This is a genomic window from Acinetobacter sp. CFCC 11171 (genome assembly GCF_003268405.1).
Taxonomy (GTDB): domain Bacteria; phylum Pseudomonadota; class Gammaproteobacteria; order Pseudomonadales; family Moraxellaceae; genus Acinetobacter; species Acinetobacter amyesii.
On sequence record NZ_LQXP01000001.1, the window covers coordinates 244,245 to 269,221 of the forward strand.

Sequence of the window (24,977 nt, forward strand, 5' to 3'; positions counted from 1 at the left end):
ATTATGAATACAGCACTAGCAACCCATAAAACAAATCAAGTTGGTTTCTCAGCATTTGATTTAATGATGGATGAAACGGTAATGGCTCGTTTTGAGCGTACCGCTGAAATCATGGCAGGTTCTCGTATGACTGTGCCAAAACATTTGCAAGGTAATGTTGGCGATTGCATGGCCATCATCATGCAAGCTGCTCAATGGCAAATGAATCCTTATGCAGTCGCTCAAAAAACCCACATGGTAAATAACGTTTTAGGTTATGAAGCACAGCTTGTAAATGCAGTTATTACTTCACGTGCGCCAGTAAAAGAACGTTTACACTTTGAGTGGTACGGTGATTGGTCGAAAGTAAATGGTAAGGATGATAAATCCCCTACTCTTGGTGTTCGGGTATCTGCAACATTACGAGGTGAGAACGCACCACGTGTAATTGATATTTCTATGGCACAAGTAGGTCCAGTCCGCAATTCACCACTATGGGCTGCTGATCCACGCCAACAAATCGCATATTTAGCAACGAAACGCTGGGCACGTCTATATTGTCCAGATGTGATTCTGGGTGTTTATACACCTGATGAGGTCATTGAACGAGAAGAACTTGATGTTACCCCTGTTCAATCAACAGTTAAAAAACATCAAGGTGCATCGGGTTTAAAAGCTCAAATGGCTGAACGTGAACAGTCTCAAGAAACTGTTATTGATATGGTACCTGAATTCAATACATCAGCCCTTTTAGCTCAAATTACTGAAACTCAAACATTGGAGGAATTAAAAGCACTCGCTGCAACATTTCCAACCAATTTAGGTGAACCGGCACAAACAGATATCAAAAATGCCTATGGATGGCAGAAATATTACCTGCAATTAATTGTAGATCTTGAAGATGCTGCTGATGTTGAAACAATCAATATTGTCATGGGTGAACGTTTCGAGCCAAACAGTTCCAACCTATCTGATGCTCAAATCGACAATATTAATTCAATCTACGAACGTAAAGCTGCTGAATTAACAGCATAACTTTGGCATGTGGTGCCCTCACACATGAGGGTACCAATAGTGAGATAGCAATATGAATCCAACTATTGAACAACAACATGCCATTGATATGGCATTACATGGACAGTCTTGTAAAGTGACCGCATACGCAGGTGCTGGTAAGACCTCTACCCTTAAACTGATTGGTAATGCAAAGAGTCACCAACATGGCATGTACTTGGCATTTAACAAGGCGATTGCAACAGAAGCACAGTCTAAATTTAACCATAATGTTAAATGCAAAACCTTTCACAGCCTAGCGTATAACTCTGTTCCACGCTGGCTGACCAATAAACTTAAAAATCGTCGCTTGATGTCAAACCAATTGGCATCTCGCCATGATCTTGAGAATTATCAAGTACCAGTGGCATTGGTTAAGCAACGTGGTGAGGATGACCAGAAGCGTTTATTTAACTCAAAACGTATGGCCACATCTATGATGAATGCCGTTGGTTATTTCTGCCGTTCTAATTACAGCGAAATTCAACTATCACAAGTTTACGCTGCACTGCCAGATTGGATGGATGATACATACCGTGCTGAATTGGCAAATATCCTTTTACCTAAGGCACATGATTACTGGAATGACATTCTAAATCCTACTGGTATAAACCGTCTTGAACATGACCATTACCTAAAATATTGGGCATTGAGCAATCCAGTGATTAATGCTGACTTTATTTTATTTGATGAAGCACAAGATGCTGATCCAATCATGTTAAATGTCTTGAGTAAGCAACGTGCTCAGGTAATTTATGTGGGTGATCGTCACCAGCAAATCTATGCGTTTCGTGGTGCTGTCAATGCGATGCAATCCCTAGATATTGCTGAAACACGTTTGAGTCAATCATTTCGTTTTGGTGAAAACATTGCTGATCTTGCGAATAAAATTTTGTTCAATGTTTTGGATGAAGAAATTCCATTACGTGGTTTTGAACAGATAGATTCCCATGTTGGTGAAGTCACCGATATGGTTGCAGATGCATTTATCTATCGTACCAATGCTGCTGCCCTTTCCAACATGGTTGAGCTGGTAAAAATTGGACGTGAACCACGTTTGGAAGTTGATACAGGTTCTTTATTAAAAAACATTGAAGATGCCAAAAAAGTTAAATCTGGAATAAAAGTCCACGATGGAAGTGTATTTGAAGGCTTTAGCAATTGGGAAGAAGTCATTGAATATACCGAAGAAGTTTCAGGAAATGACTTAAAAGCACTTGTTAGCCTAATCAATAAAGTGGGTGAAGAAGCTCTAATCAGCTCATTACTAAAAAGTAATTCTAGTGATTATGACTGCATTGTAACCACAGCTCATAAGTCTAAAGGCTTGGAGTTTAACAAGGTCAAACTTGGGGGTGATTTCTTTTATAAAGAAGCTGCTGCACCTGGTGAAAAAATCCTAACCGAAGATGAAGCTCGACTTTTATATGTTGCTGCTACTCGAGCTAAAAAGCAGTTAGATATTTCTGCATTGAACCCACTATTTAAAAAGATTGGATATAACACTCAAGCTGAGGTAAATGCCTTATGCGTCCAGTAGTAAAACAGAAAAACTTCTTAGGCTTCAAAATCTGGTTAGAAAAACTGGGGTATGAGGTGAAGCAGTTAGATGGTGGTTTTGTGGCACGAGCAAAAAGTCGAGAAGCACAACGAGCATATAAAAAGTCACATCATTATGTGCGTGTTGGCTCAGACCTTTCAGGTAATCAAGCAGCTTATGAGCTTGGGGCTGAATTTGAAAACCATCTTCGTGCACCTGAACAGACTTGTACAGCAAAAGCAGAAAAGGAAATTTTGCATATTGTTAAAGGTGAATCACATGGAATGGGTTATCTGGTGGCTTGAAATTATGTTGGTAGTGAACGGATTTGTATTTATTAACTTTGAATTATGGTGGCTATGATGCTTGGAACTCAAATCAAACCTGACTACTCGGAAGCAGTTGCAAAATTTGTAGCGAATGGCGGCCGGATTAAGCCAGCTGTGAACACAAATAAAGCTGAGTTTAACTATTGCAATGCAGATACAACTTTTAAAAGTGCTGAGCGACCTAACAGCCATCAAAACCATATTTTGCGTACACGTGCTGAAAAGCAAGGTTTAAAAAGCTATAAGCCAGTTGCCCCATGCAGATCGTGTGGTACTTCTGAGCGATCTGTGAAATCAAATATCTGTCTTGAGTGTGACCGTCGCAGAGCAAGAGCTAAGACAGGATTAAGCCTTAAAAATTTGGAAGCTATTGGTCATTATCTTTTATCGAAAAACGAGTCGATCGAGTTCACCAGCAATGGTCAAAAATATGTATTGAAGGTTGAGGTGGCGTGATGGATATTAAAGCGGATTTTATTCAGCGTTTACGTGGTCGTGCTGAATTTTGCAGAGATCGCGGTGAAGTGAAAACGCCAGAGCTACTAGAGCATGCTGCGGAGTTGTTAGAAGCAGCCAAAGCGCAGGCTGTGCCTGAAGAATCGAAACATGAAGGTGGTTATTACCTGCAGGACTGCCGTGGTTATATCGGTAACTGCATGAAATTTTGGTACACACATGGTTACGGAGCAAAGCTACATAATTTCCATTGGTTTCCAACACTTGATGATGCATTAAAGGCCGCCGGTGGCGCTCCATGGCATAAGCCTTGGTATGCACCTTACGTTGACAGTCTGGCAGAAAAAACAATTGATATGCAGTTAGCGGATCGTGAGCAGGAAAAAGCCATGATCGAAGCACAGGAGAATTCGTAATGGGAGTAGCGATCAATCGAAATGACCAAATCGACACATCAATGATGTTGATTTTGCGTTATAAAAGACCTGTTGTTGCCTTAAAAGATATTGTTGAAGATTACATGCCACATTTAGATATGGCAGCTGCAAAACAACGAGCAGCTAAATGTAAACTACCTTTCCCAGCATTTAAGGTAGATGGTAATAAATCTGAATACTTTGTAAACTTAACGGATGTTGCAGTTTGGTTGGATTCACTGCAAAAAGAGTCTCAAAGAAATTGGAGTGAGGTGAATTGATTTCACCTCCTTTTTTTACGCCAATTCTACGCCATACGCCACGCAAAAAACACTAAGATATTGATTTTAAATTATTATTATAAATAGTCTAACCCACCTGCCATAGGTGCCACCCACAGTTTTCTCTCGATGGGACGATCGAATAATTCTTGAATGACAGGATGTTGACTCAATGTTTTAACCTCTAGCTATATTTAGCAAATGATGCGCGAACCACATTCGAAATCTTCCAAGCCACTTTTAACAATGCTAAATTCAAATGTATATTCGCAAAATCTGTTGAGCGAAAAAACGTTTTATGGCAATGATTATGCAATTGAATGATGACAATGAACATCAACATCGTTCAACGCTTAAATTGAGGAATTTGAAGCTTCGGAATTGGACGGCAAATTTGCAATGCGATAGTTTAGTAATTCCAAACAAAAATTTCTACGCTTTTGCTTAAGAGTCGTTGAAAGTTATGAATATACCTTCTAGCTAACACACTATCGATTCAACATCAGACTTTCAGCAGATCTGCCTGTACAGGTGTTACTATAGAGGGATACTGCTAAAATCATTGAAAACTTAAATCTATAAATTCACATCAGTGAGTTGAACTTTATGAAAAAATTGAAAATTCTCTCTTTTATATTTTTCGCTACTTTTCTGACTGCCTGCCAACAACCCAATGACGAGGTGGCTGTAGCTGAAAGCCAAAACGCTGATTTAACAACGGAACAAGCGACTCAACAATTTGAGCAGTCAGATGCGCAAATCAGTCAATACCTTGATGTTTTAGATGCCCCAAGCACATCTATCAAGGAAAAAACACAAGTCTTATGTCATGACTACCCTCATGAATATAAAACTAACTACATGCCTGCCATGCTCAAACTCGCAGCCCAAGACTATACTCAAGATAAAATGTTGAATGATTTGAAGATTGCACAGGACTATTACAAAGAAAAACTCAAAATTGAATGCCCTGCTGAATAACCTTCGTTTCATCATGGCGTCATAATTGTGCGATAAATTGTTATTAAGCGAAAAGTGTGTAAGTTTCGCTGTAATAACAACGTAAAATACACTTCCCGATTTATTCGGGTTTTTCTTTTTTTAAAGTCTTTAAAATATTAAACGATATTTGAATGACACATATTATTTTGTGATGGATTTCAAGCCATTGATTTATTGTGATAAATTTTTCGTTAAAGTTCACAATCTAGCCACATAACAACCCATTTTAATTACACTTTTATCATGATTAATACATTAAGTTGTTTTTTCCAAAAATAGACTGAAGATTGAATCATGAAAACTTTAAATAAAGCACTTTTTGCTGCACTTATCTCTACGGCGGCTGCAACTACGTTTGCTGCTGAAGAACAAAAAGTTGAAGCTGCTGCATCTGAAGTTCAAACGACTGAAGTTGCTCAAGACGCAACTGAAGCGGTACCTGCTTCTGAAGCTGTTACAAAATAATTGAGCAAAAATTTAAAAGCCCACAGTTTGTGGGTTATTAAATTCACAGACATTTTATGTTTGTCACAGTATACAATCACTTTGACATCTGTTATTTAAAATATAAACGTTGAATTTGTCGTGCCCGCCGGTTTAAACCTAATATTTCTTTTCTTTGCAAAATATCTTCTTCACAAAATCCCAAGCGCTGGATTAACTCAGGCATTGCTAAGTCTGCATGTTCAATCAACTCTGCATCTTGTTCCGTTGACCAAATCACGGTTGATACCGTTAATTTGTGCTGACGTTTTAACTTTCTCATTTGCATAGTATAAAAGACTTTTGGCTAATTCACAAAAAAGCCCACCCGATGTGAGCTTTTTTGCACAGACTGAGTATTCATCATCTATTGGATTGAAATATAAATTTACTGAACGATGATCTTAAAGATTTTCATCCTTCGTGATCATCACAGATGTTAAAATTGGAACAGCAAAACAAGGTAGTAAGAGTAAGATCCAATATTCCACCATCGGTTTAGCCACAACAAAGTTTATAACGATTGCCCCCAATACCATAACTAACGCAATCAAACCTAAGAAACGACTGAAAAATTTAGCAGGCATAACAATCCCCTTAAAAAATTATGGATTTCAGCTAGTATATACCTTCATTTTTTATAATCTGTTGAAAATGATATTGGAATATTCATCTATTTAGCTCAAAAAGCATTCTTTTTCCAATCATCCTGACAGAACTGCTTGTTTTTACACGCGTAGATCTCCATAAATAGATTGACAGTCCCCTATGAGGCATATACATATTTATTCATTACTTATGTATTTTGCATAGTATACTGCTCCTGCTTTGTCGCCCCCATATGGCTGAGTTTATTGGAAAATATGAACAAAACTTTTTCGACCACATTATGCTTTAAATCCCTTTCTGTACTGGCTTTATCCATTGGCTTGGCTGCCTGTGGTAATGGTTCATGGTGGAGCAAAGATGAACCCACTATGGAAGCGGAACAGATTAAAAAAGCCATTCCACCTCGCGTGAATGATCGTCTGTCATGGGCCAATGATATCTACGACATTAGTGATCAACTCGGTATTCCGACCACGAAAGAAAATGTCTGTACGATTGTTGCTGTGGTCGATCAAGAGTCCAATTTTGTTGCTGACCCACATGTGCCGGGACTCGGTGAAAAAGCCGTTAAAGAAGTTCAAGATCGTCTTGAAGAAAAGTTTAAAGATAAATTGGGTGATGGCATCGGTGGTACAGTCGCTGGCTATTTCCAAGATGTGTTGAAAAATCAACCGAGTCCAGAAGATAACTATTTGAGCCAAATGCGCCGTGTTCAAACTGAACGTGAGCTAGACGAGCTATATCGTGAAATTTTTGACTATATGTCTAAACACTATCACGTGAGTGCGTTAACAGGCGCGGCGAAATTGGTTGGACAAGATATTGGTGAAAAGCTCAACCCAATTACTACTTTGGGTTCGATGCAAGTCCATATAGGCTATGCCAAAGACCACAAACGCCAAGGTGGAAATATTGCGGCACTACGCACAGACATGTATAGCCAATATGGCGGTTTGTATTATGGCATCCACCGTTTAATGATGTATCCGGCTGAATATGACAAACCGATTTATCGTTTTGCAGATTATAACTCGGGTCGTTATTCGAGTCGTAATGCGGCATTCCAAAGCATGTTGAATGACTTGACCCCTGCTGAGCTCGGCTTAGATGGTGACCTCTTACTTTATAATAAAGATGGTTCTCCACGTTCTGCAAAAAGCCAGTCTGAAACCGCGCTGATTGCCGTTTTTGCAGAAAACAATGTGATCGCGACGCCACGTCAAATTCGTTCAGATCTTAAAAAAGAGAAAGATCAGGACTTTGAAGATACTTTGACGTATAAAGCAGTCAAAAAGTTGTATCAAGAAAAGACCGGTAAAGAGCCTTTTTATGCCATGATGCCTGAAGTCGTAATTTCTGGGCCGAAATTAAGCCGTGATTACAATACCAATTGGTTTGCCACACGAGTCGATGGACGTTATCAAACATGCATGCGCCGCATCAAAAATCTAAAACTCTAGCCTTATTTGATTTTGACGGAACCCTGTGTAATAAAGACAGTTTTACAGGGTTCATCTTCTATTCTCTGCCTAAAAGGCATATCGTGCGCCAAGGGATTAAAATTCTCCCTTGGATTCAAGGCTATTATCTCAAGCTATATCCTGCACATGCAATGCGTCCTCGCCTATATGCCGCAATGTTTAGCCAAGCCAATCATGAGCAGGTTTTAAATCAAGCAGCGCAATATGCTGAACATTTGATGGCAGAACTCAATCCTTCACTGTATGAACAATTACAGCAACACCAAAAACGCGGTCATGAAGTCGTATTGGTTTCTGCATCCGTCGATTTATATCTTAAACCTGTGGCCAAAAAGCTTGGGGTCAAACTGATTTGTACCGAAACAGCAGCCAATGACCAAAAACTGACTGGTTTATATGAAACCTTAGACTGTAGTGGTGAGCAAAAGAAAATTCGCGTTTTGGAGCAATTTAACCTTCAAGACTATGAGCATGTTTATGCCTATGGAAATAGCGATGAAGACCTCGCTATGTTTGAATTGGCCACCCACCATTTCATGAATGGAAAGGATAAACGCCTACCGGAACTCGACTAAAGTCGAGTGATTTAGTTTGTTTTATTAATCAAAGTTAACAATCACAATCTTAAATTTAAGTCGCTCTAATATATGACTAAATTTTGAAAATTCTGCTTTTATTTTGACTTTATAGTGTGCTATTTTTCTCATTAATTAGAAATAATGCGGTCAAATATTAAAAGCGGGAAAAGAATATGAATCAATTCAATCCACCGAAATATGTCAAAGGCCTCCATATTAAATTTGGCGAAAATCCATTTGTTCTCCTTGCTCAATTTGCCTTCTCAGCCACTCGCCAGATGTGGACGAAAGAAGAAATTGAATTGGTCATTCGTATGGCTAAAAAAGGAAATTATATGAATTTGATTAAGATCCTCAAATTACATATCAAAAAGTGAAGTAAATATTTCCCCCAAAGTTAATATAAAAAAGCCATGCAAATGCATGGCTTTTTTAATCCAGCCACTCAAGTGCAGCTTTTATTACTTTTTAAATGGAAACGCATATTTCACAATACGTTTTAGTACACTGCCGTACTGTTTCACTAAGCTTGCGTTGTTATAGTTCAAACCATATTTTTCACATACGGCCTGTACTTTTGGCGCCATTTTACGATAACGACGCGCAGGAACATCTGGGTATAAATGGTGTTCGATCTGATGGCTTAAATGCCCTGTCAAAATATGAAATGCTTCTGAACCGGTAAGATTTGAAGAACCACGAATTTGACGCATGTACCAATGTCCACGACTTTCATTTTCAAGTACTTTTTTCGGGAAAACTTCAACATCTTTGGTAAAGTGACCACAGAAAATAATACTAAATGTCCAAATATTACGAAGACCATTCGCCACTAGGTTCCCTGTAAGCACCGGTAATGCTGCAGGCCCTGCAATAAGCGGGAAGAACACATAGTCTTTAAATAATTGCTTGCCGATTTTGGCTTGCATTGGCTTCCATTCTTCTTTGGTCTGCTGTTTTGTTTTGCGACCTTTAAAGTATTTACCCAATTCAAGGTTTTGAATGGCAACCCCCCATTGGAACAATAAGCAAAATGGAATGCTATAAATCGGTTGTAATAGATAGCCCGGCTTCCAACGCTGTTCTGGGAATAAACGAACGAGACCATAACCAATATCATCATCCATACCTTTAATGTTGGTATAGGTATGATGTTTAAAATTGTGAGTTTGGCGCCAGTTATCTGCAGTACCCACGATATCCCATTCATAAGTCTGACCATTGAATTTAGGATCATTCATCCAGTCATATTGACCATGCATGACATTATGACCTAATTCCATGTTTTCCATGATTTTGGCAAAACCTAAAAGACCTGTGCCTAAAATCCACGCTGGCGGAAACCAACCTGCAAACAATAATGCACGACCAGCCATAGATGAATATCGAATAGTCGAATACACACGACGAATGTATTTCGCATCCTTTTCACCTAAGTCATCTAAAACTTCTTGCTTAATCGCGTCAAGCTCACGCGCAAGTTCATCTAATTGCGATTGGGTTAACTCACGGTTTTTAGGATTTTTAAAATATTCAATTTTTACAGGCATGTTCATATTTTTTCTACCTTATAAATCAATAACGAGATCTGACTGTGCTGAGTTCACACAAATTTTGAGTAAATTACCCGGTTCTGTATTTTGGCTACCATTGACCATATTTTTAGTCGAACCTTCAACTTTGTTGCAGGCACATTTATTACAAATGCCCATACGGCAACCGTGATTTGGTTTGATATTTTGCTGTTCAAGACTCGCTAGAATTGATTGGCCTTTTGGAATACTGACGGTTTTATTAGATTGTGTAAGCGTGACATTCACAAAGCCAATGTCATCCGTTGCGATTGGACTCATGCTAAATGCTTCACTCATAAAGCACTGTGCATGATCAAATAACGCTTCGGCCTGAGTGACGAAACCCGATGGACCACATGCAAACACAGTACTGTACTCAATGTTGTCAAATTGAGCAGCGTGAGAGGCATTTAATCGTGGATCAGCAACTTCTTCTTGGGTAAAGAAAATTTGAAATTTAAAGTTTGGATATTGATTTGCCAAAGCTTCGAAGCGTAATTTGAATGCGGCATCATCGTGATACTTAACCCAATACATTAACTGAATTGGTTGCTCCGCAATTTGCTTGGTTTTGCTCATCGCTTTCAACAAACTCAACATTGGCGTAATACCACTACCCGCAGCCAATAGTAGCAACGGCGCAGAATTTGACACCAAAGTCATATCACCAAAAGGCTGACCAAATTCTAAGATATCACCCACTTGCGCTTGTTCTACCAGCCATGTACTCACAATACCCGTATTCACTTTTTTTACGCTAAGTAATACGTGTTGATCATCCAACTGAGTCAAACTATAAGTACGTTCGTAACGGATACCATTTACGCAAGCAAAAACAGAATGATGCTGACCAGCTTCACCCATTTTAAACAAACGGTTCACCTGTATAGTTAGGCTGACCATCTCATTTGCTGCATTTTCTTTTTGTACAATTTTGCCGAGAGCCTGATTACTAGACCACAACGGATTAAATTTCTGCAACCAGAAATTTACCGCATTGACGTCTACAACACTGTCTTTGAGTGCGCTTAAAGGCTTTTTCGCTTTTTCGAGTACATGCATAATCAAATACAACTCATGGGAGGTTTTTAATTATTATACACATGTATATATATTTGTATATACGCTTGTACATTTAATCGACATTTTCACAAAAGCTATTAGCAGACGCTATAATATGTTAATGTTTTTAATCTATTAAAAATTATGACTCAGTCTGCACAGACGAATATGGTTAACATGTACCAGGAAGAATTACATTCTGAAGCTGAAACTCCACTTGCAGTTCGCACTGTAGGTCGTAAAGCAACAATTACCAAGGAAGAACTGTTTCAGGCAGCGCTTAATTTAATTGGTCCACAAAAAAGTATTTCATCACTGAGTTTGCGTGAAGTTGCACGTGAAGCTGGCATTGCTCCAAATAGTTTTTATCGTCACTTCAAAGATATTGATGAATTAGCCATTGAGTTGATTGATCGAGCTGGTGGTGTGTTACGTCAAATTTTGCATGAAGCACGCCTTCAGGCATCACGCCAAAGCAGTATTATTCGTAGTTCAGTTGAAGTATTTATTCAGCAGCTAGATGCCGATGAAGGCAACTTAAGCCTTTTACTTCGTGAAGGCTATACTGGTTCGCATTCCTATAAAAATGCAGTTGAGCGTCAACTTAACTATTTCCAACAAGAATTAAGAGAAGATTTAATCGTGCTTGAACGTTTAAATCAAAGTAAATTGGCTCATCCTGACATCGTGGCACGTGGTATTACCCAATTGGTGTTTAACATGGGTGCAAAAGTCATTGATCTACCGACAGAACAACGCAAAGAAGTTGCCGAACAAACCATGATTATGATTCGTATGATCCTGGAAGGCGCTCGCCATTTAGACGAAGCACAAATTCGCTAAAAGTTAACGGTCAAAAAAAGGAGACGTTCAGGTCTCCTTTTTTATGAGCAAAATTTATTTTTCTAATGCTGTAAGTACTGCATGACGTGTAGCGCTGTCTGTTTCGGCTGCTCAAGTGGAAACATGTGCCCACCTTCAACTACACTATAATCTATACCATAGGTTTTCTTCATTCCGTCAGGCAAACCTTGTTTATAAAAATGGCTGTTATCTGCGGTGATAAGGTGTACAGGCATTTGAGGGGCTTTTCGTGGAGTACGCCACCACCATGCAGGTACTGTACGGAAAATTTGCGCTTCCACGGCTTTTGGAATGCTGAGGGTCACGCCACCGCGTTTTTCATCAGTGCGAACACCTTGTGCAAAATAATCCTCAAAACATTGCGGATCAAAACTTTTAAATAAACGATTATTCCGTAGTGCCGTATAGGCTTCATCCAAATTTGACCAATGATCATTGCGCTTCAGCGTAATTGCTGCAGGGGTAATTTTATCGACAGCTTTGAGCTTTAATTTTTGCATACCTTCAAAAATGGCAGACTTAGGACCGATTACGAAAGGTGGATCCATAATAATCAGTTGTGAAAACAAATCTGGACGTTTATAAGCCGCCATAAGGGTGACTAAAGAGCCAAAAGAATGCCCAAGCCCAATCACTTTTTGTTTTGGGAATTGGTGCTCGATATCTGCTATGACTTGATCGACCAAATATCGCCAATCTTTGGTGATCGGATAGCGCTCATCCATACCAATAAGCGGAATCGCCTTCACATCAAATTGCGGTGTAAAGTAGGATAAAAACTTTCGATAACTTGCAGCAGGAATACCATTGGCATGGGTAAAATGGATCGCGCTTTTCATCTAGAACTCATCCAATCAACTGATGATGCCACATCATAAAGAGATCAATACGATTTAAACAGGACTCAATGAGTTTATCTAGATGACCTCAAAGTCAGTTTGCAGATTATTTTTGTGAACCGACCATTGATTGATTCGGTAAAAATGTTGCGCCACAAGTAGTTTTATCTCCAGCAACCACAACACCTCGCCCCTTTACCGTTGTACTTTGATCTGCCGCGATCGCAGCCACAGTCGAATTACATTTCGGGCAATAATGTTTCATGCCATTTAAATGTACTGCAATACCATTAATCACAAATGAAGTTTCACATTCTGAAACCACACCACCGTGTGACGTTTTACTACCTAAGGTAATTAAGGATTTCATATTTTTATTTTCTTCTAACGAACTGCTGAAATTTGAAGCATTTTAACGGAACTGCCCTCAACTCGCTAGCATCGACGTATAAATTTAACCAAGCCAAAACTTTACTTAACTAAAGCATCAAAACACGACATTAAGACAGTTCGTGAACAATCATTTGATTATGATGCTATCGCTATATGTCCGAATACATTTAATCATTTCACTTTCAGGATTCAATCGATATCAATAACGACAGTTTATGTCGCGATGCCGATTATTTTACTAATCAAAGCATGTATATTGGGTCTAGCAATGAGCATGAAGCAAAGCGCCCCATTTTACAATTTCAGTATTTAACTGAACTTCGAATCAGAACAAGGTGTGTTTCTACACCATGATTAACTTTAGATCGTTCAAAGATTGAAAACATTATTCAAAACCATTTTTAGTAAATATTTAGACTCAATACGTAGCACAACTTCATATAAATAGCGCAGATAAATAAAGCATAACCATTCTATTTTCAGGAGGTTTTATGATTTTAATAAATGACTTTAATTTAACCCAACCGCAAAAAGTCATGGTGTTAGACCATATACTGGATGACACAACGCTGTTAAGAGAAATACTCGCCTTGTGTAAGACTGCAGACCCAGAGCTCATCGTGGCGGAAAGCAAAGAGGCTGATTTAGTTCTACGCTTATTACCTGAAATACATGATTATTGTGGTGCCATTGCCTTAAAACAGCCGCTATGTAATGACATCGACTTTGATTTACTTAGTGTTCATTATGTAACACGCAGCCAAGCAGAACGAAGTACGATCCAAATTCAGTTAGCAAAAATCATCCTGACTATACAAAGCTTGATGGCATATTTTATATGTTGGATGAAAATGAAGATTTTGATCAAGCTGTAGAATTGCTGAAGAATAGTTACTTTTTTTATGCCGATGTCGACAATTTAGATTAAAAATAAACAATACAAAACTTAGATTTAGCGTAAATCTGTCGTGATTAATTTTACAGTTATAATTTTAGCCATAAAAAAAAGCACCCTAAGGTGCTTTTTTAATATTCTTAGCTTATGGCTTAACCACTACCATAATTTGAATCGCTTCTGGTGTAACTGCCAAACCATCAAGCAGTGTTAAACCTTCTTTTTGCAGTTTTTGTAAACGTACAATTTCATCTTCACGAATACTTGGGTTGAACTGCTTCAAATAAGTCAAACGGTCAATTTCATACTGCCATTTGCTACCGTAGATTTCTTTGGCTTGTTGTTTAAAGCCCGGTAATGCACCACGCGCAATTTCAAGCGCTTGCGTATAACGCTGTTCAATGACATCACGACGCGCCTTAACCACTTGGCGGCAACTGTTACCATCAAGATGATGTAAATAAGGACGTAAAATTTCAGGTGCAATTTTTTGCGATAAATCCTGACCTTTTTCGCTCAGTAATACACGAACCAACTGTTGTGGCAAACTTGACGGCAAATTCAATGCTTTCGGTGCAACAACATCGACTTTAAACCACACTTCCATTAACACAGAACCTTGCGGTAAAGCGGCCGATTTCAATACAGCAACGTTGGTACTACCAAAGCCTTGCGTATTAATCATTTCCATCACACTTTCAGTGAATGGATGCTCAAGTGTTAAATACTGAGCATCTTCACGAATCTGTGCTTGGTCACGATAGAACGTCGCCGTCATGCCTTCTTCGTCCAAAGTCAGACCCTGAACTTGCATTTGATCTGTTGGCTTGATGATCACTGTACCGTTACTTTGTTCATCAAAATCAATGTTTGTAGACGCCATGAAGCGCTTCATAAACATTGGCAACGTAGTATTGTCGTCGTAGTCTTCAAGTGCAGTCACAATTTCTTGTGCCACGATTGGACGGCAAGAGTTGTACTCAAGTAAACGGTCACGACCTTCTTGAAGTTCAGCTTCAAGTGCTTCACGTTGTACACTCACCGCTTCGAGCAAATCTTCAAACTCTTGGCCTTTATCTGCCAACAAACAATCTTTCAGATTGACGATAAAGTTTTCTTGTAAGGTTTGCGCAGTCGGCGAGATATTACAGAAAATATTTAATGCTTCGTTATACCAACGGAACATACGCTCTTGAGCAGTACCAACCAGATAAGGCACATGAATTTGAATACGATTTTGTTGACCAATACGGTCTAAACGACCAATACGTTGTTCAAGTACATCTGGGTTTGCAGGCAAGTCAAACAAAACTAAGTCCGATGCAAACTGGAAGTTACGACCTTCAGAACCAATTTCTGAACATAGTAAAATTTGCGCACCGTATGACTCTTCAGCAAAATAAGCTGCTGCTTGGTCACGCTCTAATAAGCTCATGCCTTCATGGAACATCGCTGTACGAATACCCGCATGCAAACGAAGTACATTTTCTAAAGACTCAACCACTGGACCACTACGTGCAATCAATAACACTTTTTTGTGTTTCAGGTCTGTACGCAGACGTTCCATCAACCACATCACACGTGGGTCTGTTTCCATCCACGAGCCATCAAGCTGCGCTTCTTCAGGCCACATTTGTTCACGTAGCTTGCCATCTTTAGACCAGTTTTCTGGTGCAGGTAATGGCGCAGGCTGACAGTCACGCCCCGGGAAGCCTTGAATCGCTTCACGAGTATTACGGAATAAAATACGACCAGTACCATGACGGTCTAGTAACTCATGAATAGCACGGAAGCGTTGTTCTGGCTCGTCAGTAATTCGATGACCTAATAGGCTTTCAATCGCTGCCAAATGCCCTTCTTCGAGTGGCAGATCAGACATCAACACTTCAGCAATTTTAGCTGTTTGGTGATACTGCTCTTCTTCATCCAAGAAACGATCAAGCGAACTAAAACGTTGTGGATCGAGCAGACGTAAACGTGCAAAGTGACTTTCCACACCTAATTGTTCAGGCGTTGCGGTTAATAACAAGACACCCGGCGTTTTTTCAGCAAGTTCTTCAACAAGGTCATAACGGTCATTGCCGCCTTCTTCTTCTGACCACATTAAATGATGGGCTTCATCGACTACGAGCAAATCAAAACCAGCTTCAAGGGCTTGTTCACGCAAGTCATCATGGTCGATCATCAAATCGACACTCGCAATGATGCATTGTTCTGTTAAGAATGGGTTTAGATCTGGATCGTGTTCTTTAATTGATGCTGTACGTGTCAGATCAAATAATGAGAACTCAAGATTGAAACGACGACGCATTTCAATCATCCATTGATATTGCAATGAATCAGGTACTAAGACCAAGATACGTTCTGAACGACCCGTTTTGAGTTGCTGATGAATAATCAGACCTGCTTCGATGGTTTTACCTAGACCCACTTCATCAGCAAGTAATACACGTGGAGCAAAACGTTTACCCACTTCATGCGCAATATACAGTTGGTGTGGAATGAGACCCACACGTGAACCTACCAAGCCACGTAGAGGGCTAGACTTCATATTGGCTTGAAGAAGCAGTGCTTCGATACGCAGGTCATACCATTCTTTATAGTCCACTTGGCTTGCAAGTAAACGATCTAATGGTTTTGCTAACTGAATACTTGCACCAATACGTGTTTCATTCAGTGCTTTACGCTCTTCTGTGCCATCGGCAAGTTTACGTACCGCGTTATAACGAACCACGCCACCACGGTCTTCAAGAGATTCGACAATCCAAATTTGACCTTCTTGGTCTTGGACTTCGTCATTTACATTGAAAACAATACGAGATAAAGGTGCATTGTGACGGGCATAGACACGAGTTTCATCACTTTTTGGGAATAAAATGCTGACCGATCGCTCATCAACATCAATAAGAACACCTAAACCCAGTTCCGTTTCTGTATCTGATAACCAACGTTGACCAATAGCAAACTGCTGCAATTTTTCCACCTTTTTCTCAAGTTCGGTCTAAAAATATTATGCTCAAACTGTGAACGTTATTTGAGCAAAAATCTAGACCATAAAGCAATATATTTTGACATAAAGCCCACTAAATAGTGAGCAGAATTCTTAGGGATTTAAATGATTTTCCTAAAATGGGACAGGACAGTGAAATTCCACTGTTTGCTCTGTTTCAGGATGGTTAAAACTCAAGCGCTCAGCATGTAAGCATAAGCGCGGCATCAGCTGTTGTTGTTCAAGTGTTGCATATAAAGTATCACCTACAATAGGATGACCTAAATATTGCATATGAACACGAAGCTGATGTGATCGACCGGTAATAGGAGTTAAAACTACACGTGTTACGGCTTGCCCCTGAATCTCAAAATGTTCAGTGGCTTTCCAATGCGTAAGCGCAGGCTTATTGTGTGCAGGATCGGCAATATGCAGTGGCGGATGGTCTGGGTCATACACGACGGGTATATCAACAGTACCTTCACCTTCGAGCGTACCCGCAACCAATGCCTGATATGTTTTTGAAGTTTGACGTTCTTGGAACTGGCGTGAAATTCGATTTTGCCCTTGACGGGTTAATGCAAAAACCAAAATACCTGAGGTATCACGATCCAAACGATGGATGAGCAAAGTATTCGGCTCAATTTGTAATAATCGATTGATAACACAGTCTTGTAAATCTGCTGTTTTTCCCGGAACTGTGAGTAAACCTGCTGGTTTATGGATCACCATAAAGTCAGTGTCACGATGTATCAGGTGTTCGGTTAGAAAATTACTCAAAGTTCAATCCAGTTCTGATCTCGAAAAACAAGGCGGCAATAATAAAAAGCTTAGCCAACAATTACAATGCACAAAGGCATATTTCCCGACGTATTTTCCGATTTAGAACAAAAATAATTCCAATTGGCTTTGTTTAGTCTGTACTGAGCAATTTTTCTAGCAATGCTTTTAAACTTGCATCATCTAAAAAGTCTTCATAACGGATGTTTGCACCATTGGCACGCCACAACCCAATTAAGCTGACCATGGCAATGGAATCGAGCCCATAACTACGTAAATCGATTAAGGGATCTATTTCCAATGCGTCCATATCTAGCTGCTCTGCAATAGCCAATAATATGCCTTTGGCTGACAAAACGAATTCAGTTGGTGCTGACAGATTCCAAAGTCGCATCAAATTATAACTACTCATATGATGTATACCTTGGCCTGACATGGAGTCCACCCACTGAATATGCTGCTCCTGATTATTCATCGCAATCGCATCATCAACGATACAGATTTGCTCTGTTACGCTATATAGATGCGGCAAGATCTGTTTCAGCATAGGCGTGATTTGCCCTGCAAAGATGAGCTGAGGGTGTGTTGTTGCATATTCACCGAGCTGCTGCATGCCTTGAAGTAAATCATCACCATATAGATCGACAATGGGAATCTCTAAGGCTTTGGCTTTATTGGTCAGCTGGATCAAATTTTCTATCAGCTGCATATCTTGTATACCCTGCTGCATGCGCAGGTTTTGCAAACCGGCCAGCACCAATACCGACTGTGCGGATGACAGCTGCCATTTCGCTTGAGATGGCGCAAATTGGATTTTTTTGGGCATGGGGTACAGCATGGGAGATGAGTCAACTAATTATACATAAATTAAACTTATGCTAGCGTAGATACACAAAGTAATAAGTTCTTTGCTATTTACCTATGTAAACATAAACATTTCGTACAATCTTCATTATATTAAATGGATTTAATTTTGCTAAGCCTTATATTCTTTAAATGCTTGAAGCATTTCCTCTTTCTGTTCTTTAGAGGCATCTAGATATGAGTAAAATCTTTCATAATCTGTTCCAAATTGGCTACTTTCAATTCTTTTCGCTAAGCCATCAATAAAACTTTTTCCTTGAGTCTGATACTGCTGAATCGCTTGTTCATCTAGGCAGATAGTTTTCTCCCAAGAAATTGCACTCATATTTATAAGAACATTCAGATATATATTTTCGCAATCCTCATATAGTTCCCAAAAATGAGGTTCTATTTCTATAAGCTGCATTCTACTAGTATTCCTAAACTTTTAATTATTTTTACAATTAACATAATAAACCTTTTACGAAATTCTTAAAATTTCCCTATAAGCATCAATATCTTAGTAAAAGTCTTTCAGTGTACAGCACACTGAAACGGCTTTTTTTGTGATTATTCATGTTCGACGCATAATTGGCTATGAAACTATGAATTTTCAATATAGCTAAACTTAAAATCTCTAAGGAAGTTTTATACTTGCGTCAAAAACTTCTCAATCGCCTGCTGTGCAATTTCTGCATCCTGAAAAGACTTTACTCCAGACACGCCCATCGCACCCACCAACTGCCCTTCGTACAAAATCGGCTCACCGCCTTCCAACATACCATTAAACGTCTGCATGGTTAAGAAACCCATCTGCCCGCCTTTTATCAAGTCTTCAAACAATTTAGATGGGCGCTTACTGATGGCTGAACATTTGGCTTTTTCTAAGCATAGATTTGCTGTCATTGGCGATGCACCATCCATTCGTTTCATCGCCAATAAATTGCCTGTATCATCCATTACCGCAATGCTGACATTAAAACCATTTTCTACTGCATAAGTATGTGCTGTATTTAGTAAAAATTCTGCATCTGCCAAAGTTAAATAATGCTTGGTTTTCATTTAAAAATCCTTTTCTTAAAAAACTGAACTTAAAACAACAAAAAAAGCCCACAGCAGGCTGCGGGCTTTATTCTAAAGGAGAAATTACCGATTTAAATGAAAATTACTTCATTTCGGCAAAAACTTCTTTTGCCATTTCAATGGTAAATGCAATATCTTCATCGCTATGCGCACTTGAGAAGAAACCGGCTTCAAAAGCAGACGGTGCAAGGTTTACACCACGTTTCAGCATACCGTGGAAGAACGTACGGAACGCATCTACATCACATTTCAAAATTGAATCAAAACCAGTAATTTCAGTTTGATCTGTAAAGTAAATACCAAACATACCGCCCACTTGCTGCGTAAAGAACGGGATGCCAGCTTCGTCTGCAGCAGCTTGTAAACCAGCAAGTAAGCTTGCCAATTTTTCAGTCAAAGTTTCATAGAAGCCCGGCTTACGCAGATGTTTAAACATCTCAATACCGGCACGCATAGCCAATGGGTTACCAGACAATGTACCTGCTTGATAAACCTTGCCAAGAGGTGCAATGCATTCCATCACTTCACGCTTGCCGCCAAATGCACCCACAGGCAGGCCAGCACCAATAATCTTGCCTAAAGTGGTCAAGTCAGGCGTTACACCGTAATGCGCTTGCGCACCGCCAAGACCGACACGGAAACCTGTCATTACTTCGTCAATGATGAAGACAGAACCATGTTCATCACATACATCGCGAATGGCTTGTAAGAAACCGTCAATTGGTTTCACCAAATTCATGTTGCCTGCAACTGGCTCGACAATTACACCAGCAATTTCTGAACCGAACTTTGCAAAGCATTCTTTCAGCATGGGAATATCGTTATATGGCAGGGTTAAAGTGTGTTTGGCAAAATCAGCAGGTACACCGGCCGAAGTTGCTTCGCCTTCACCTTTAGTTAAAAGACCAGAACCTGCTTTCACTAAAAGTGAGTCTGAGTGACCATGGTAGCAGCCTTCAAATTTTACAATCTTGTCACGGCCGGTGTAGCCACGAGCAAGACGGATGGCGGTCATAGTCGCTTCAGTCCCTGAGTTGGTCATACGAACCAATTCAATAGACGGCATAATTTCGCAAATAATATCCGCCAAAGTGGTTTCATGAACGGTTGGCGCACCAAAACTCAAACCATCAACAGCCGCTTCTTGAACCGCTTTAATAATATCTGGCTGCGCATGACCTAAAATCATTGGCCCCCAAGAGCCGACATAGTCGACATAGCGTTTTCCGTCTACGTCATAGAGATATGCGCCTTGCGCTTTTTCGATAAATACCGGTGTACCGCCTACACCATTAAATGCGCGTACAGGAGAGTTTACGCCGCCAGGAATATGCTTGCTGGCTTGTTTAAATAATTGTTCTTGCTTAGCAGATAAGCTCATAAAAATTCTCTACTTATTCAATCTAAAAAAAATTAAGCTTGTTCAGCAAAAAGCTCAGACCATTCATAAACACGACTGCTAACAGCAGACATTGAACGACCTAATACATCACTAATCACAGCACAAAGATCAGCACCTGCTTCAATGACTTCTGCTGAATTTTCTACAGTTAAACCACCAATTGCACAAATAGGTACATTTAGTTTCGCTTTGGCTTGTTTTAGCGTTTCTAAGCCAATATTGCCTGCTTCAGGCTTAGTTTCAGTTGCAAAAATGGCACCAAAAGCCACATAGTTTGCACCGTCTGCAATTGCCTGCTCAGCCAGTTCTAAAGAGTTATTGCAGCTTCGACCGATCAAAACATTTTTAGGTAAGCGTGCTACAGCTTCAGCAATTGAACCGTCATCTTGCCCTAAATGGACACCCACACCATATTGAACTGCAGTTTCGAGATCATCATTAATGACAAAAGGCACTTTGTACTGATTACACATATTTTTCATGTATTCAATTTCATAAGCCTGATCTTCCTTTGCCACTTTTTTACGACGATATTGCAAAACAGCAACTTCATAAGTTGCCATCGCGCCTTCAAGCTTGGCTAAAAGCAATTCGATAGGATCATCATTGGTAATGAGGTATAAACCACGCATAGTTCAATCACAACTTAAAACTTTTGAATATTATAACGATTAGGTCTGTGAAATGTTGCTTGGGGCATAAAATTTTAATGCTTTGCTGCTGAGAAAGTTATATTCCTTTTCACAGGACTACTTATATAAATGTTTAATTAAATTTTCTGTAGAAAATGGCAAAAAATACCTATTTTCAGGTATAGAACAAAACTGATACAAATTATTTAATAGTGCACCAGAAGAACTCAAAACGAAGCGCATAAAAACACAACACTTTTATAAAAATAAAAATGTGTAACCTATTAGACTTTTGGTGCTTGGTAAGAAGCGTTTTGGGGAGCGTTCAGAGCATCAAAAGTCTAACCTATTTTATAAAAGTTTTTATTGTTATATATTTCAAACAATAGACTTTTCTAAGGCCATAAAAAAAGCCTAGAGAAGGTCACTCTAGGCTCGGAAAACTGGGGTTTATCGACTATTCATGTTTTATGATAAGAAATAAATAAACAATATGAACATTATTAGACTAATCACTCTAATTTTGCAAGTCATTTACTCAAAATAATCACACCCATATCCATAAAAATTAAGCGTTTGATTAATAAACAATTAACTATCAATCTTATCTAAATTGCGGTGTTTTAAGCTTAAGTTTCCCTTCACAATATCAGACAGCATGCGCCAATCGGAAATAAAACTGTACAAAGGTTGCTTAAAACTAGCTGGCTTATTTTTTTCAAAGAAAAAATGTCCGACCCATGCACAGGCATAGCCTGAAACCAGACCATAAGCAAAATATTTCGGTTGTTTTTTTAAAATTGCTTTTGCAAAGAAATAGAGTCCTATACTGCTGCCTGTGGCATGTAAACGTCGGCTCATGATATTTCGATGTTCAGTCAAATAAAATCGATAAAATTGCGAGTAGTCACGAATAGGTAACTGAAATTCGGGCTTTAAATCTCGATTAAACTTGGGTTGTACTTGTGAATTCATTTTGTACTCATCCTGAACTTATTTTAACCAACATAGCTCAAAACTCGCCCATTTTAAAGGCGTAAAATTTTATTTTGCTCCCATGTAACTCGAGCAATAGTAAATTATACAATTGATGGAATATCCATCTTTTAAAACTTTTCTTTGGCCAAAATCAGCGCTTTCAAATCAGTCAAGTCTTACTTCTCAACTGTTTTTCGCTACAATCGATACGCGTTTAGCTGATAGAAAATTTACGCACATTTTAGTTTTTCATTTTTATAAAAATTTAAAGATCGCTTTATGCCAGATCATGAAGTTGTAACATCAGGACAGAAAACCATGGTTGAAGTTGAATTAAAGTTCCAGATTCCAGAAGCACGTCGAACTGCATTATTAAAGGCACTCGATCCAAAAAAATCGGAACAAATTCAACTTAAAGCTAAATATTTTGATACCCCAGATCGAAAAATGGCACAGCAGCATGCAGCCTTGCGTCAACGTCTAGAGGGAACGCGTTGGATTCAAACTTTGAAAGCTGCAGGTAAAAGCCACATTGAACGGTTTGAACATAATCTTGATTTGGGCGAGCAAGAACAAGCTCCTGCCCTAGATTTAGCTGTTTATAGCAATGAAGCTGAAGTTCAGTCAGTTTTAAAAACCACTTTAGGCGATCAGCAGGATTCGTTACAACTTCAGTTTGAAACAGATATTCTCAGAACTTATCGCGTCATAGAGTTTGAAGATGCCAAGATCGAAGTTTGCTTAGATGTCGGCTGTATCCGCAGCAACAGCACAGAAACAGAGGTTCACGAAGTAGAATTTGAGCTTAAAAGTGGCTCTATTCAATCACTCCTTGCCTTTAGTTTTGAATGGGTTAAAAAGTATCATTTATGGTTAGATGTTCGCAGTAAAGCGGAAATCGGGAATTTGCTGGCGTTTAATCAAACTGTGAGTCCAGCAGTTGAGGCTAAAGAATTTCAACTCAGTAAAAAAGATACTGCCGCAAAAAACTTACGACTTTTAATTGCACAGGAAATGCAGCATCTTCTGCCTAATATTGCCGCAATTTCTGCAGGCGTTGCTCAGGCAGAGCACATTATACAAGCTCAGAAAGCACTCCATCATTTACAATTAACCATTTCGCTGTTTAAAGATTGGAACAGTGATATCGTTGAAAAATGGGCTGTGCAATTAGGCGCATTTAAGCAGCAATTTGAACAATTACACCATTTTGAACACATGCAAAATACCTTGGGTGGCTTTTTACAAAACCCAACGACTTCAGAAAATTTAACCAAAGATATTTTGTATGCCAAAGAGAAGTTAGGCAATTTAGTTAAATCGCCTCAAAATGTGCATCATTATCTTGAGCTTTTAATGTTTAGTTTGAAAGTGGATGCTGCACCGCAGCAACACGATTTTAAATGGCATGCTCAAACAACCCTGCAAAACCAATATAAAGCCCTCCAAGAGGCTTTAAATGATGCCGACATTAACAATTTTGAAAGCTTAGATGTGCTTTCTCAGCGCATACAAGAGCTTAAATTTAGCTTCCCAATTTTGACGTCTATTTATGATGTAAAAAACTTGCAGAAATACAGTAAAGCGCTCAATGATGCACAAGTCGCAGCTCAGGAATACCAAGTCCTTTCCTCTTCTGCACAGTATATTCAGCAAACAGAGCTGGAAGCTAGCGATTGGTTTGTTCTCGGTTGGTTGACTGCAAAGCAAGAGGTTTATGCTGATAAGCTATTAGAAGCGACAGAACAATTCCTTGTGAGTCGAAAACTCATTAAGTAAAATCAAAAAGGGAGATTCAATGAGTCTCCCTTTTTATTTGCGTCCCACATTATTATATAGATATTCATTTGTTGAACATTCAGATTCAAATTCGGCTATTTTTAATTCATCACTTCCTTAGTTTGACTCAGTTACATTGAAATATTTTGAGAAGCTATTATTTTTGTTTTCTGGATAAAAACTTTTAAAATAAGCTATCTGAAAAATTAGATTCAGGGTGGTTTTATGTTGAATAGTCACATACCTGTAATTCATCCCCTATTTTCACTTATTTTTATCCTTTTCCCATTACTAAGTGCTTGTAGTGAACAACATAAGCCTGTGCAAAGCACCGAATTAAGGCGCACGGCATCCTTACAAGTAGAAAAGCCGCTTTCTCCAACTCAAAACTTTGATCAGACACGACGAACCTTTAAAGTCCTGCGCAATAATAATGAGGACTATGGTGATGAGTCTTACCAAATCAAAACCGATGCTGGCACACTGAGTATTTACAGTATGAACTTGAATCCGCAACAAGGTCAGTTACTATCTAGCGTCAAGTCCGGAGAATGTCTAACTCTATCGAGTCAAAGCGATAATTTAATTGCGGTTGATGGTTATATCAGTGTAATGGAATTAGGCGACATCAAAATTCACCCCTGCAAATAAACTTCA

At 39.1% G+C, this 24,977-nt stretch carries 29 protein-coding genes; 15 read left to right on the forward strand and 14 right to left on the reverse strand.

Annotated elements, in window-relative coordinates; genetic code table 11:
- The first annotated feature begins 3 nt into the window (after nt 1–3).
- From AVJ20_RS18920 to AVJ20_RS18290, 8 genes are all read left to right on the forward strand, one after another.
- On the forward strand, nt 4–1,014 hold the full coding sequence (locus AVJ20_RS18920; protein WP_111883843.1) for a RecT family recombinase: 1,011 nt from the start codon (nt 4–6) through the stop codon (nt 1,012–1,014).
- A gap of 52 nt (nt 1,015–1,066) precedes the next feature.
- Complete coding sequence (locus AVJ20_RS01235; RefSeq protein WP_111883844.1) at nt 1,067–2,572, forward strand: UvrD-helicase domain-containing protein; 1,506 nt, start codon at nt 1,067–1,069, stop codon at nt 2,570–2,572.
- Nucleotides 2,560–2,877, forward strand: coding sequence for a hypothetical protein (locus tag AVJ20_RS01240; RefSeq protein ID WP_004761418.1), 318 nt, complete (start codon nt 2,560–2,562; stop codon nt 2,875–2,877). The genes AVJ20_RS01235 and AVJ20_RS01240 overlap by 13 nt, the downstream gene beginning before the upstream one ends.
- 54 nt (nt 2,878–2,931) lie before the next feature.
- Complete coding sequence (locus tag AVJ20_RS01245) at nt 2,932–3,357, forward strand: hypothetical protein (protein ID WP_162689709.1); 426 nt, start codon at nt 2,932–2,934, stop codon at nt 3,355–3,357.
- Entirely contained in the window at nt 3,357–3,773 is a 417-nt protein-coding gene (locus AVJ20_RS01250; protein ID WP_111883846.1) for a hypothetical protein, read from the forward strand. Before AVJ20_RS01245 ends, AVJ20_RS01250 begins: the two co-directional genes overlap by 1 nt.
- The gene (locus tag AVJ20_RS01255; RefSeq protein ID WP_009586842.1) at nt 3,773–4,054 is read left to right on the forward strand and encodes a pyocin activator PrtN family protein; all 282 of its coding nucleotides are present in this window, start codon (nt 3,773–3,775) and stop codon (nt 4,052–4,054) included. Before AVJ20_RS01250 ends, AVJ20_RS01255 begins: the two co-directional genes overlap by 1 nt.
- 606 nt (nt 4,055–4,660) lie before the next feature.
- Nucleotides 4,661–5,035 carry a hypothetical protein gene (locus tag AVJ20_RS01260; RefSeq protein WP_111883847.1) on the forward strand — a complete coding sequence of 125 codons (375 nt, stop codon included), beginning with the start codon at nt 4,661–4,663 and terminating at the stop codon, nt 5,033–5,035.
- A gap of 315 nt (nt 5,036–5,350) precedes the next feature.
- Nucleotides 5,351–5,521: a hypothetical protein gene (locus AVJ20_RS18290; RefSeq protein ID WP_162689707.1), complete on the forward strand. Its 171-nt coding sequence runs from the start codon at nt 5,351–5,353 to the stop codon at nt 5,519–5,521.
- A gap of 91 nt (nt 5,522–5,612) precedes the next feature.
- Here AVJ20_RS18290 and AVJ20_RS01265 read toward each other — a convergent pair whose 3' ends face one another.
- Nucleotides 5,613–5,828, reverse strand: a complete 216-nt coding sequence (locus tag AVJ20_RS01265; protein ID WP_306669978.1) for an acyl-CoA thioesterase — start codon at nt 5,826–5,828, stop codon at nt 5,613–5,615.
- 115 nt (nt 5,829–5,943) lie between these two features.
- Nucleotides 5,944–6,126: a hypothetical protein gene (locus AVJ20_RS01270; protein ID WP_078193584.1), complete on the reverse strand. Its 183-nt coding sequence runs from the start codon at nt 6,124–6,126 to the stop codon at nt 5,944–5,946.
- Nucleotides 6,127–6,402: 276 nt separating this feature from the next.
- On the opposite strand from AVJ20_RS01270, the gene AVJ20_RS01275 reads away from it, so the two are divergent.
- The 3 genes from AVJ20_RS01275 to AVJ20_RS01285 all read left to right on the forward strand — a co-directional run bounded on the left by AVJ20_RS01275 (nt 6,403) and on the right by AVJ20_RS01285 (nt 8,584).
- Nucleotides 6,403–7,608, forward strand: a complete 1,206-nt coding sequence (locus AVJ20_RS01275) for a DUF1615 domain-containing protein (protein ID WP_078193585.1) — start codon at nt 6,403–6,405, stop codon at nt 7,606–7,608.
- Nucleotides 7,575–8,204, forward strand: coding sequence for an HAD-IB family hydrolase (locus AVJ20_RS01280; RefSeq protein WP_111883848.1), 630 nt, complete (start codon nt 7,575–7,577; stop codon nt 8,202–8,204). Before AVJ20_RS01275 ends, AVJ20_RS01280 begins: the two co-directional genes overlap by 34 nt.
- Before the next feature lie 176 nt (nt 8,205–8,380).
- Nucleotides 8,381–8,584: a hypothetical protein gene (locus AVJ20_RS01285; RefSeq protein ID WP_078188800.1), complete on the forward strand. Its 204-nt coding sequence runs from the start codon at nt 8,381–8,383 to the stop codon at nt 8,582–8,584.
- An 84-nt stretch (nt 8,585–8,668) separates the two neighbouring features.
- Here AVJ20_RS01285 and AVJ20_RS01290 read toward each other — a convergent pair whose 3' ends face one another.
- Both AVJ20_RS01290 and AVJ20_RS01295 read right to left on the reverse strand, forming a co-directional pair.
- Entirely contained in the window at nt 8,669–9,763 is a 1,095-nt protein-coding gene (locus AVJ20_RS01290) for a fatty acid desaturase family protein (RefSeq protein ID WP_078193588.1), read from the reverse strand.
- 12 nt (nt 9,764–9,775) lie between these two features.
- Entirely contained in the window at nt 9,776–10,843 is a 1,068-nt protein-coding gene (locus AVJ20_RS01295; protein WP_111883849.1) for a flavin reductase family protein, read from the reverse strand.
- A gap of 168 nt (nt 10,844–11,011) precedes the next feature.
- On the opposite strand from AVJ20_RS01295, the gene fabR reads away from it, so the two are divergent.
- Complete coding sequence (gene fabR, locus AVJ20_RS01300) at nt 11,012–11,686, forward strand: HTH-type transcriptional repressor FabR (RefSeq protein ID WP_372491111.1); 675 nt, start codon at nt 11,012–11,014, stop codon at nt 11,684–11,686.
- Nucleotides 11,687–11,748: 62 nt separating this feature from the next.
- Here the strand turns inward: fabR and AVJ20_RS01305 are convergent, their stop codons facing one another.
- Complete coding sequence (locus AVJ20_RS01305; protein WP_111883850.1) at nt 11,749–12,546, reverse strand: alpha/beta fold hydrolase; 798 nt, start codon at nt 12,544–12,546, stop codon at nt 11,749–11,751.
- Nucleotides 12,547–12,652: 106 nt separating this feature from the next.
- The gene (locus AVJ20_RS01310) at nt 12,653–12,916 is read right to left on the reverse strand and encodes a PAAR domain-containing protein (RefSeq protein WP_111883851.1); all 264 of its coding nucleotides are present in this window, start codon (nt 12,914–12,916) and stop codon (nt 12,653–12,655) included.
- A 514-nt stretch (nt 12,917–13,430) separates the two neighbouring features.
- On the opposite strand from AVJ20_RS01310, the gene AVJ20_RS01315 reads away from it, so the two are divergent.
- On the forward strand, nt 13,431–13,814 hold the full coding sequence (locus tag AVJ20_RS01315) for a hypothetical protein (protein ID WP_111883852.1): 384 nt from the start codon (nt 13,431–13,433) through the stop codon (nt 13,812–13,814).
- Between the two features lie 165 nt (nt 13,815–13,979).
- On the opposite strand, the gene rapA is transcribed toward AVJ20_RS01315, so the two are convergent.
- The 8 genes from rapA to AVJ20_RS01355 all read right to left on the reverse strand — a co-directional run bounded on the left by rapA (nt 13,980) and on the right by AVJ20_RS01355 (nt 22,538).
- Entirely contained in the window at nt 13,980–16,817 is a 2,838-nt protein-coding gene (gene rapA / locus AVJ20_RS01320) for an RNA polymerase-associated protein RapA (protein ID WP_111883853.1), read from the reverse strand.
- A 141-nt stretch (nt 16,818–16,958) separates the two neighbouring features.
- A complete protein-coding gene (locus AVJ20_RS01325; protein WP_111883854.1) occupies nt 16,959–17,603 on the reverse strand; it encodes an RluA family pseudouridine synthase in 645 nt (214 codons plus the stop codon).
- A 133-nt stretch (nt 17,604–17,736) separates the two neighbouring features.
- Nucleotides 17,737–18,441: a phosphopantetheine-binding protein gene (locus AVJ20_RS01330; RefSeq protein WP_111883855.1), complete on the reverse strand. Its 705-nt coding sequence runs from the start codon at nt 18,439–18,441 to the stop codon at nt 17,737–17,739.
- Between the two features lie 138 nt (nt 18,442–18,579).
- Entirely contained in the window at nt 18,580–18,873 is a 294-nt protein-coding gene (locus AVJ20_RS01335) for a hypothetical protein (protein ID WP_111883856.1), read from the reverse strand.
- Between the two features lie 221 nt (nt 18,874–19,094).
- Nucleotides 19,095–19,508: a GlcG/HbpS family heme-binding protein gene (locus tag AVJ20_RS01340; protein ID WP_111883857.1), complete on the reverse strand. Its 414-nt coding sequence runs from the start codon at nt 19,506–19,508 to the stop codon at nt 19,095–19,097.
- Nucleotides 19,509–19,611: 103 nt separating this feature from the next.
- Nucleotides 19,612–20,910, reverse strand: coding sequence for a glutamate-1-semialdehyde 2,1-aminomutase (gene hemL, locus AVJ20_RS01345; RefSeq protein ID WP_111883858.1), 1,299 nt, complete (start codon nt 20,908–20,910; stop codon nt 19,612–19,614).
- A gap of 32 nt (nt 20,911–20,942) precedes the next feature.
- A complete protein-coding gene (gene thiE, locus AVJ20_RS01350) occupies nt 20,943–21,563 on the reverse strand; it encodes a thiamine phosphate synthase (protein ID WP_078188828.1) in 621 nt (206 codons plus the stop codon).
- A gap of 591 nt (nt 21,564–22,154) precedes the next feature.
- The gene (locus tag AVJ20_RS01355; RefSeq protein ID WP_111883859.1) at nt 22,155–22,538 is read right to left on the reverse strand and encodes a DUF962 domain-containing protein; all 384 of its coding nucleotides are present in this window, start codon (nt 22,536–22,538) and stop codon (nt 22,155–22,157) included.
- 321 nt (nt 22,539–22,859) lie between these two features.
- On the opposite strand from AVJ20_RS01355, the gene AVJ20_RS01360 reads away from it, so the two are divergent.
- Complete coding sequence (locus tag AVJ20_RS01360; RefSeq protein ID WP_111883883.1) at nt 22,860–24,320, forward strand: inorganic triphosphatase; 1,461 nt, start codon at nt 22,860–22,862, stop codon at nt 24,318–24,320.
- A 225-nt stretch (nt 24,321–24,545) separates the two neighbouring features.
- Complete coding sequence (locus AVJ20_RS01365; protein WP_111883860.1) at nt 24,546–24,971, forward strand: hypothetical protein; 426 nt, start codon at nt 24,546–24,548, stop codon at nt 24,969–24,971.
- Nucleotides 24,972–24,977: the final 6 nt, after the last annotated feature.

Coding starts and splice junctions, on each gene's coding strand:
- AVJ20_RS18920 (WP_111883843.1), top strand. CDS start 4: ATGAATACAGCACTAGCAACCCATAAAACAAATCAAGTTGGTTTCTCA.
- AVJ20_RS01235 (WP_111883844.1), top strand. CDS start 1,067: ATGAATCCAACTATTGAACAACAACATGCCATTGATATGGCATTACAT.
- AVJ20_RS01240 (WP_004761418.1), top strand. CDS start 2,560: ATGCGTCCAGTAGTAAAACAGAAAAACTTCTTAGGCTTCAAAATCTGG.
- AVJ20_RS01245 (WP_162689709.1), top strand. CDS start 2,932: ATGATGCTTGGAACTCAAATCAAACCTGACTACTCGGAAGCAGTTGCA.
- AVJ20_RS01250 (WP_111883846.1), top strand. CDS start 3,357: ATGGATATTAAAGCGGATTTTATTCAGCGTTTACGTGGTCGTGCTGAA.
- AVJ20_RS01255 (WP_009586842.1), top strand. CDS start 3,773: ATGGGAGTAGCGATCAATCGAAATGACCAAATCGACACATCAATGATG.
- AVJ20_RS01260 (WP_111883847.1), top strand. CDS start 4,661: ATGAAAAAATTGAAAATTCTCTCTTTTATATTTTTCGCTACTTTTCTG.
- AVJ20_RS18290 (WP_162689707.1), top strand. CDS start 5,351: ATGAAAACTTTAAATAAAGCACTTTTTGCTGCACTTATCTCTACGGCG.
- AVJ20_RS01265 (WP_306669978.1), bottom strand. CDS start 5,828: ATGCAAATGAGAAAGTTAAAACGTCAGCACAAATTAACGGTATCAACC.
- AVJ20_RS01270 (WP_078193584.1), bottom strand. CDS start 6,126: ATGCCTGCTAAATTTTTCAGTCGTTTCTTAGGTTTGATTGCGTTAGTT.
- AVJ20_RS01275 (WP_078193585.1), top strand. CDS start 6,403: ATGAACAAAACTTTTTCGACCACATTATGCTTTAAATCCCTTTCTGTA.
- AVJ20_RS01280 (WP_111883848.1), top strand. CDS start 7,575: ATGCATGCGCCGCATCAAAAATCTAAAACTCTAGCCTTATTTGATTTT.
- AVJ20_RS01285 (WP_078188800.1), top strand. CDS start 8,381: ATGAATCAATTCAATCCACCGAAATATGTCAAAGGCCTCCATATTAAA.
- AVJ20_RS01290 (WP_078193588.1), bottom strand. CDS start 9,763: ATGAACATGCCTGTAAAAATTGAATATTTTAAAAATCCTAAAAACCGT.
- AVJ20_RS01295 (WP_111883849.1), bottom strand. CDS start 10,843: ATGCATGTACTCGAAAAAGCGAAAAAGCCTTTAAGCGCACTCAAAGAC.
- fabR (WP_372491111.1), top strand. CDS start 11,012: ATGGTTAACATGTACCAGGAAGAATTACATTCTGAAGCTGAAACTCCA.
- AVJ20_RS01305 (WP_111883850.1), bottom strand. CDS start 12,546: ATGAAAAGCGCGATCCATTTTACCCATGCCAATGGTATTCCTGCTGCA.
- AVJ20_RS01310 (WP_111883851.1), bottom strand. CDS start 12,916: ATGAAATCCTTAATTACCTTAGGTAGTAAAACGTCACACGGTGGTGTG.
- AVJ20_RS01315 (WP_111883852.1), top strand. CDS start 13,431: ATGATTTTAATAAATGACTTTAATTTAACCCAACCGCAAAAAGTCATG.
- AVJ20_RS01330 (WP_111883855.1), bottom strand. CDS start 18,441: ATGCTGTACCCCATGCCCAAAAAAATCCAATTTGCGCCATCTCAAGCG.
- AVJ20_RS01335 (WP_111883856.1), bottom strand. CDS start 18,873: ATGCAGCTTATAGAAATAGAACCTCATTTTTGGGAACTATATGAGGAT.
- AVJ20_RS01340 (WP_111883857.1), bottom strand. CDS start 19,508: ATGAAAACCAAGCATTATTTAACTTTGGCAGATGCAGAATTTTTACTA.
- hemL (WP_111883858.1), bottom strand. CDS start 20,910: ATGAGCTTATCTGCTAAGCAAGAACAATTATTTAAACAAGCCAGCAAG.
- thiE (WP_078188828.1), bottom strand. CDS start 21,563: ATGCGTGGTTTATACCTCATTACCAATGATGATCCTATCGAATTGCTT.
- AVJ20_RS01355 (WP_111883859.1), bottom strand. CDS start 22,538: ATGAATTCACAAGTACAACCCAAGTTTAATCGAGATTTAAAGCCCGAA.
- AVJ20_RS01360 (WP_111883883.1), top strand. CDS start 22,860: ATGGTTGAAGTTGAATTAAAGTTCCAGATTCCAGAAGCACGTCGAACT.
- AVJ20_RS01365 (WP_111883860.1), top strand. CDS start 24,546: ATGTTGAATAGTCACATACCTGTAATTCATCCCCTATTTTCACTTATT.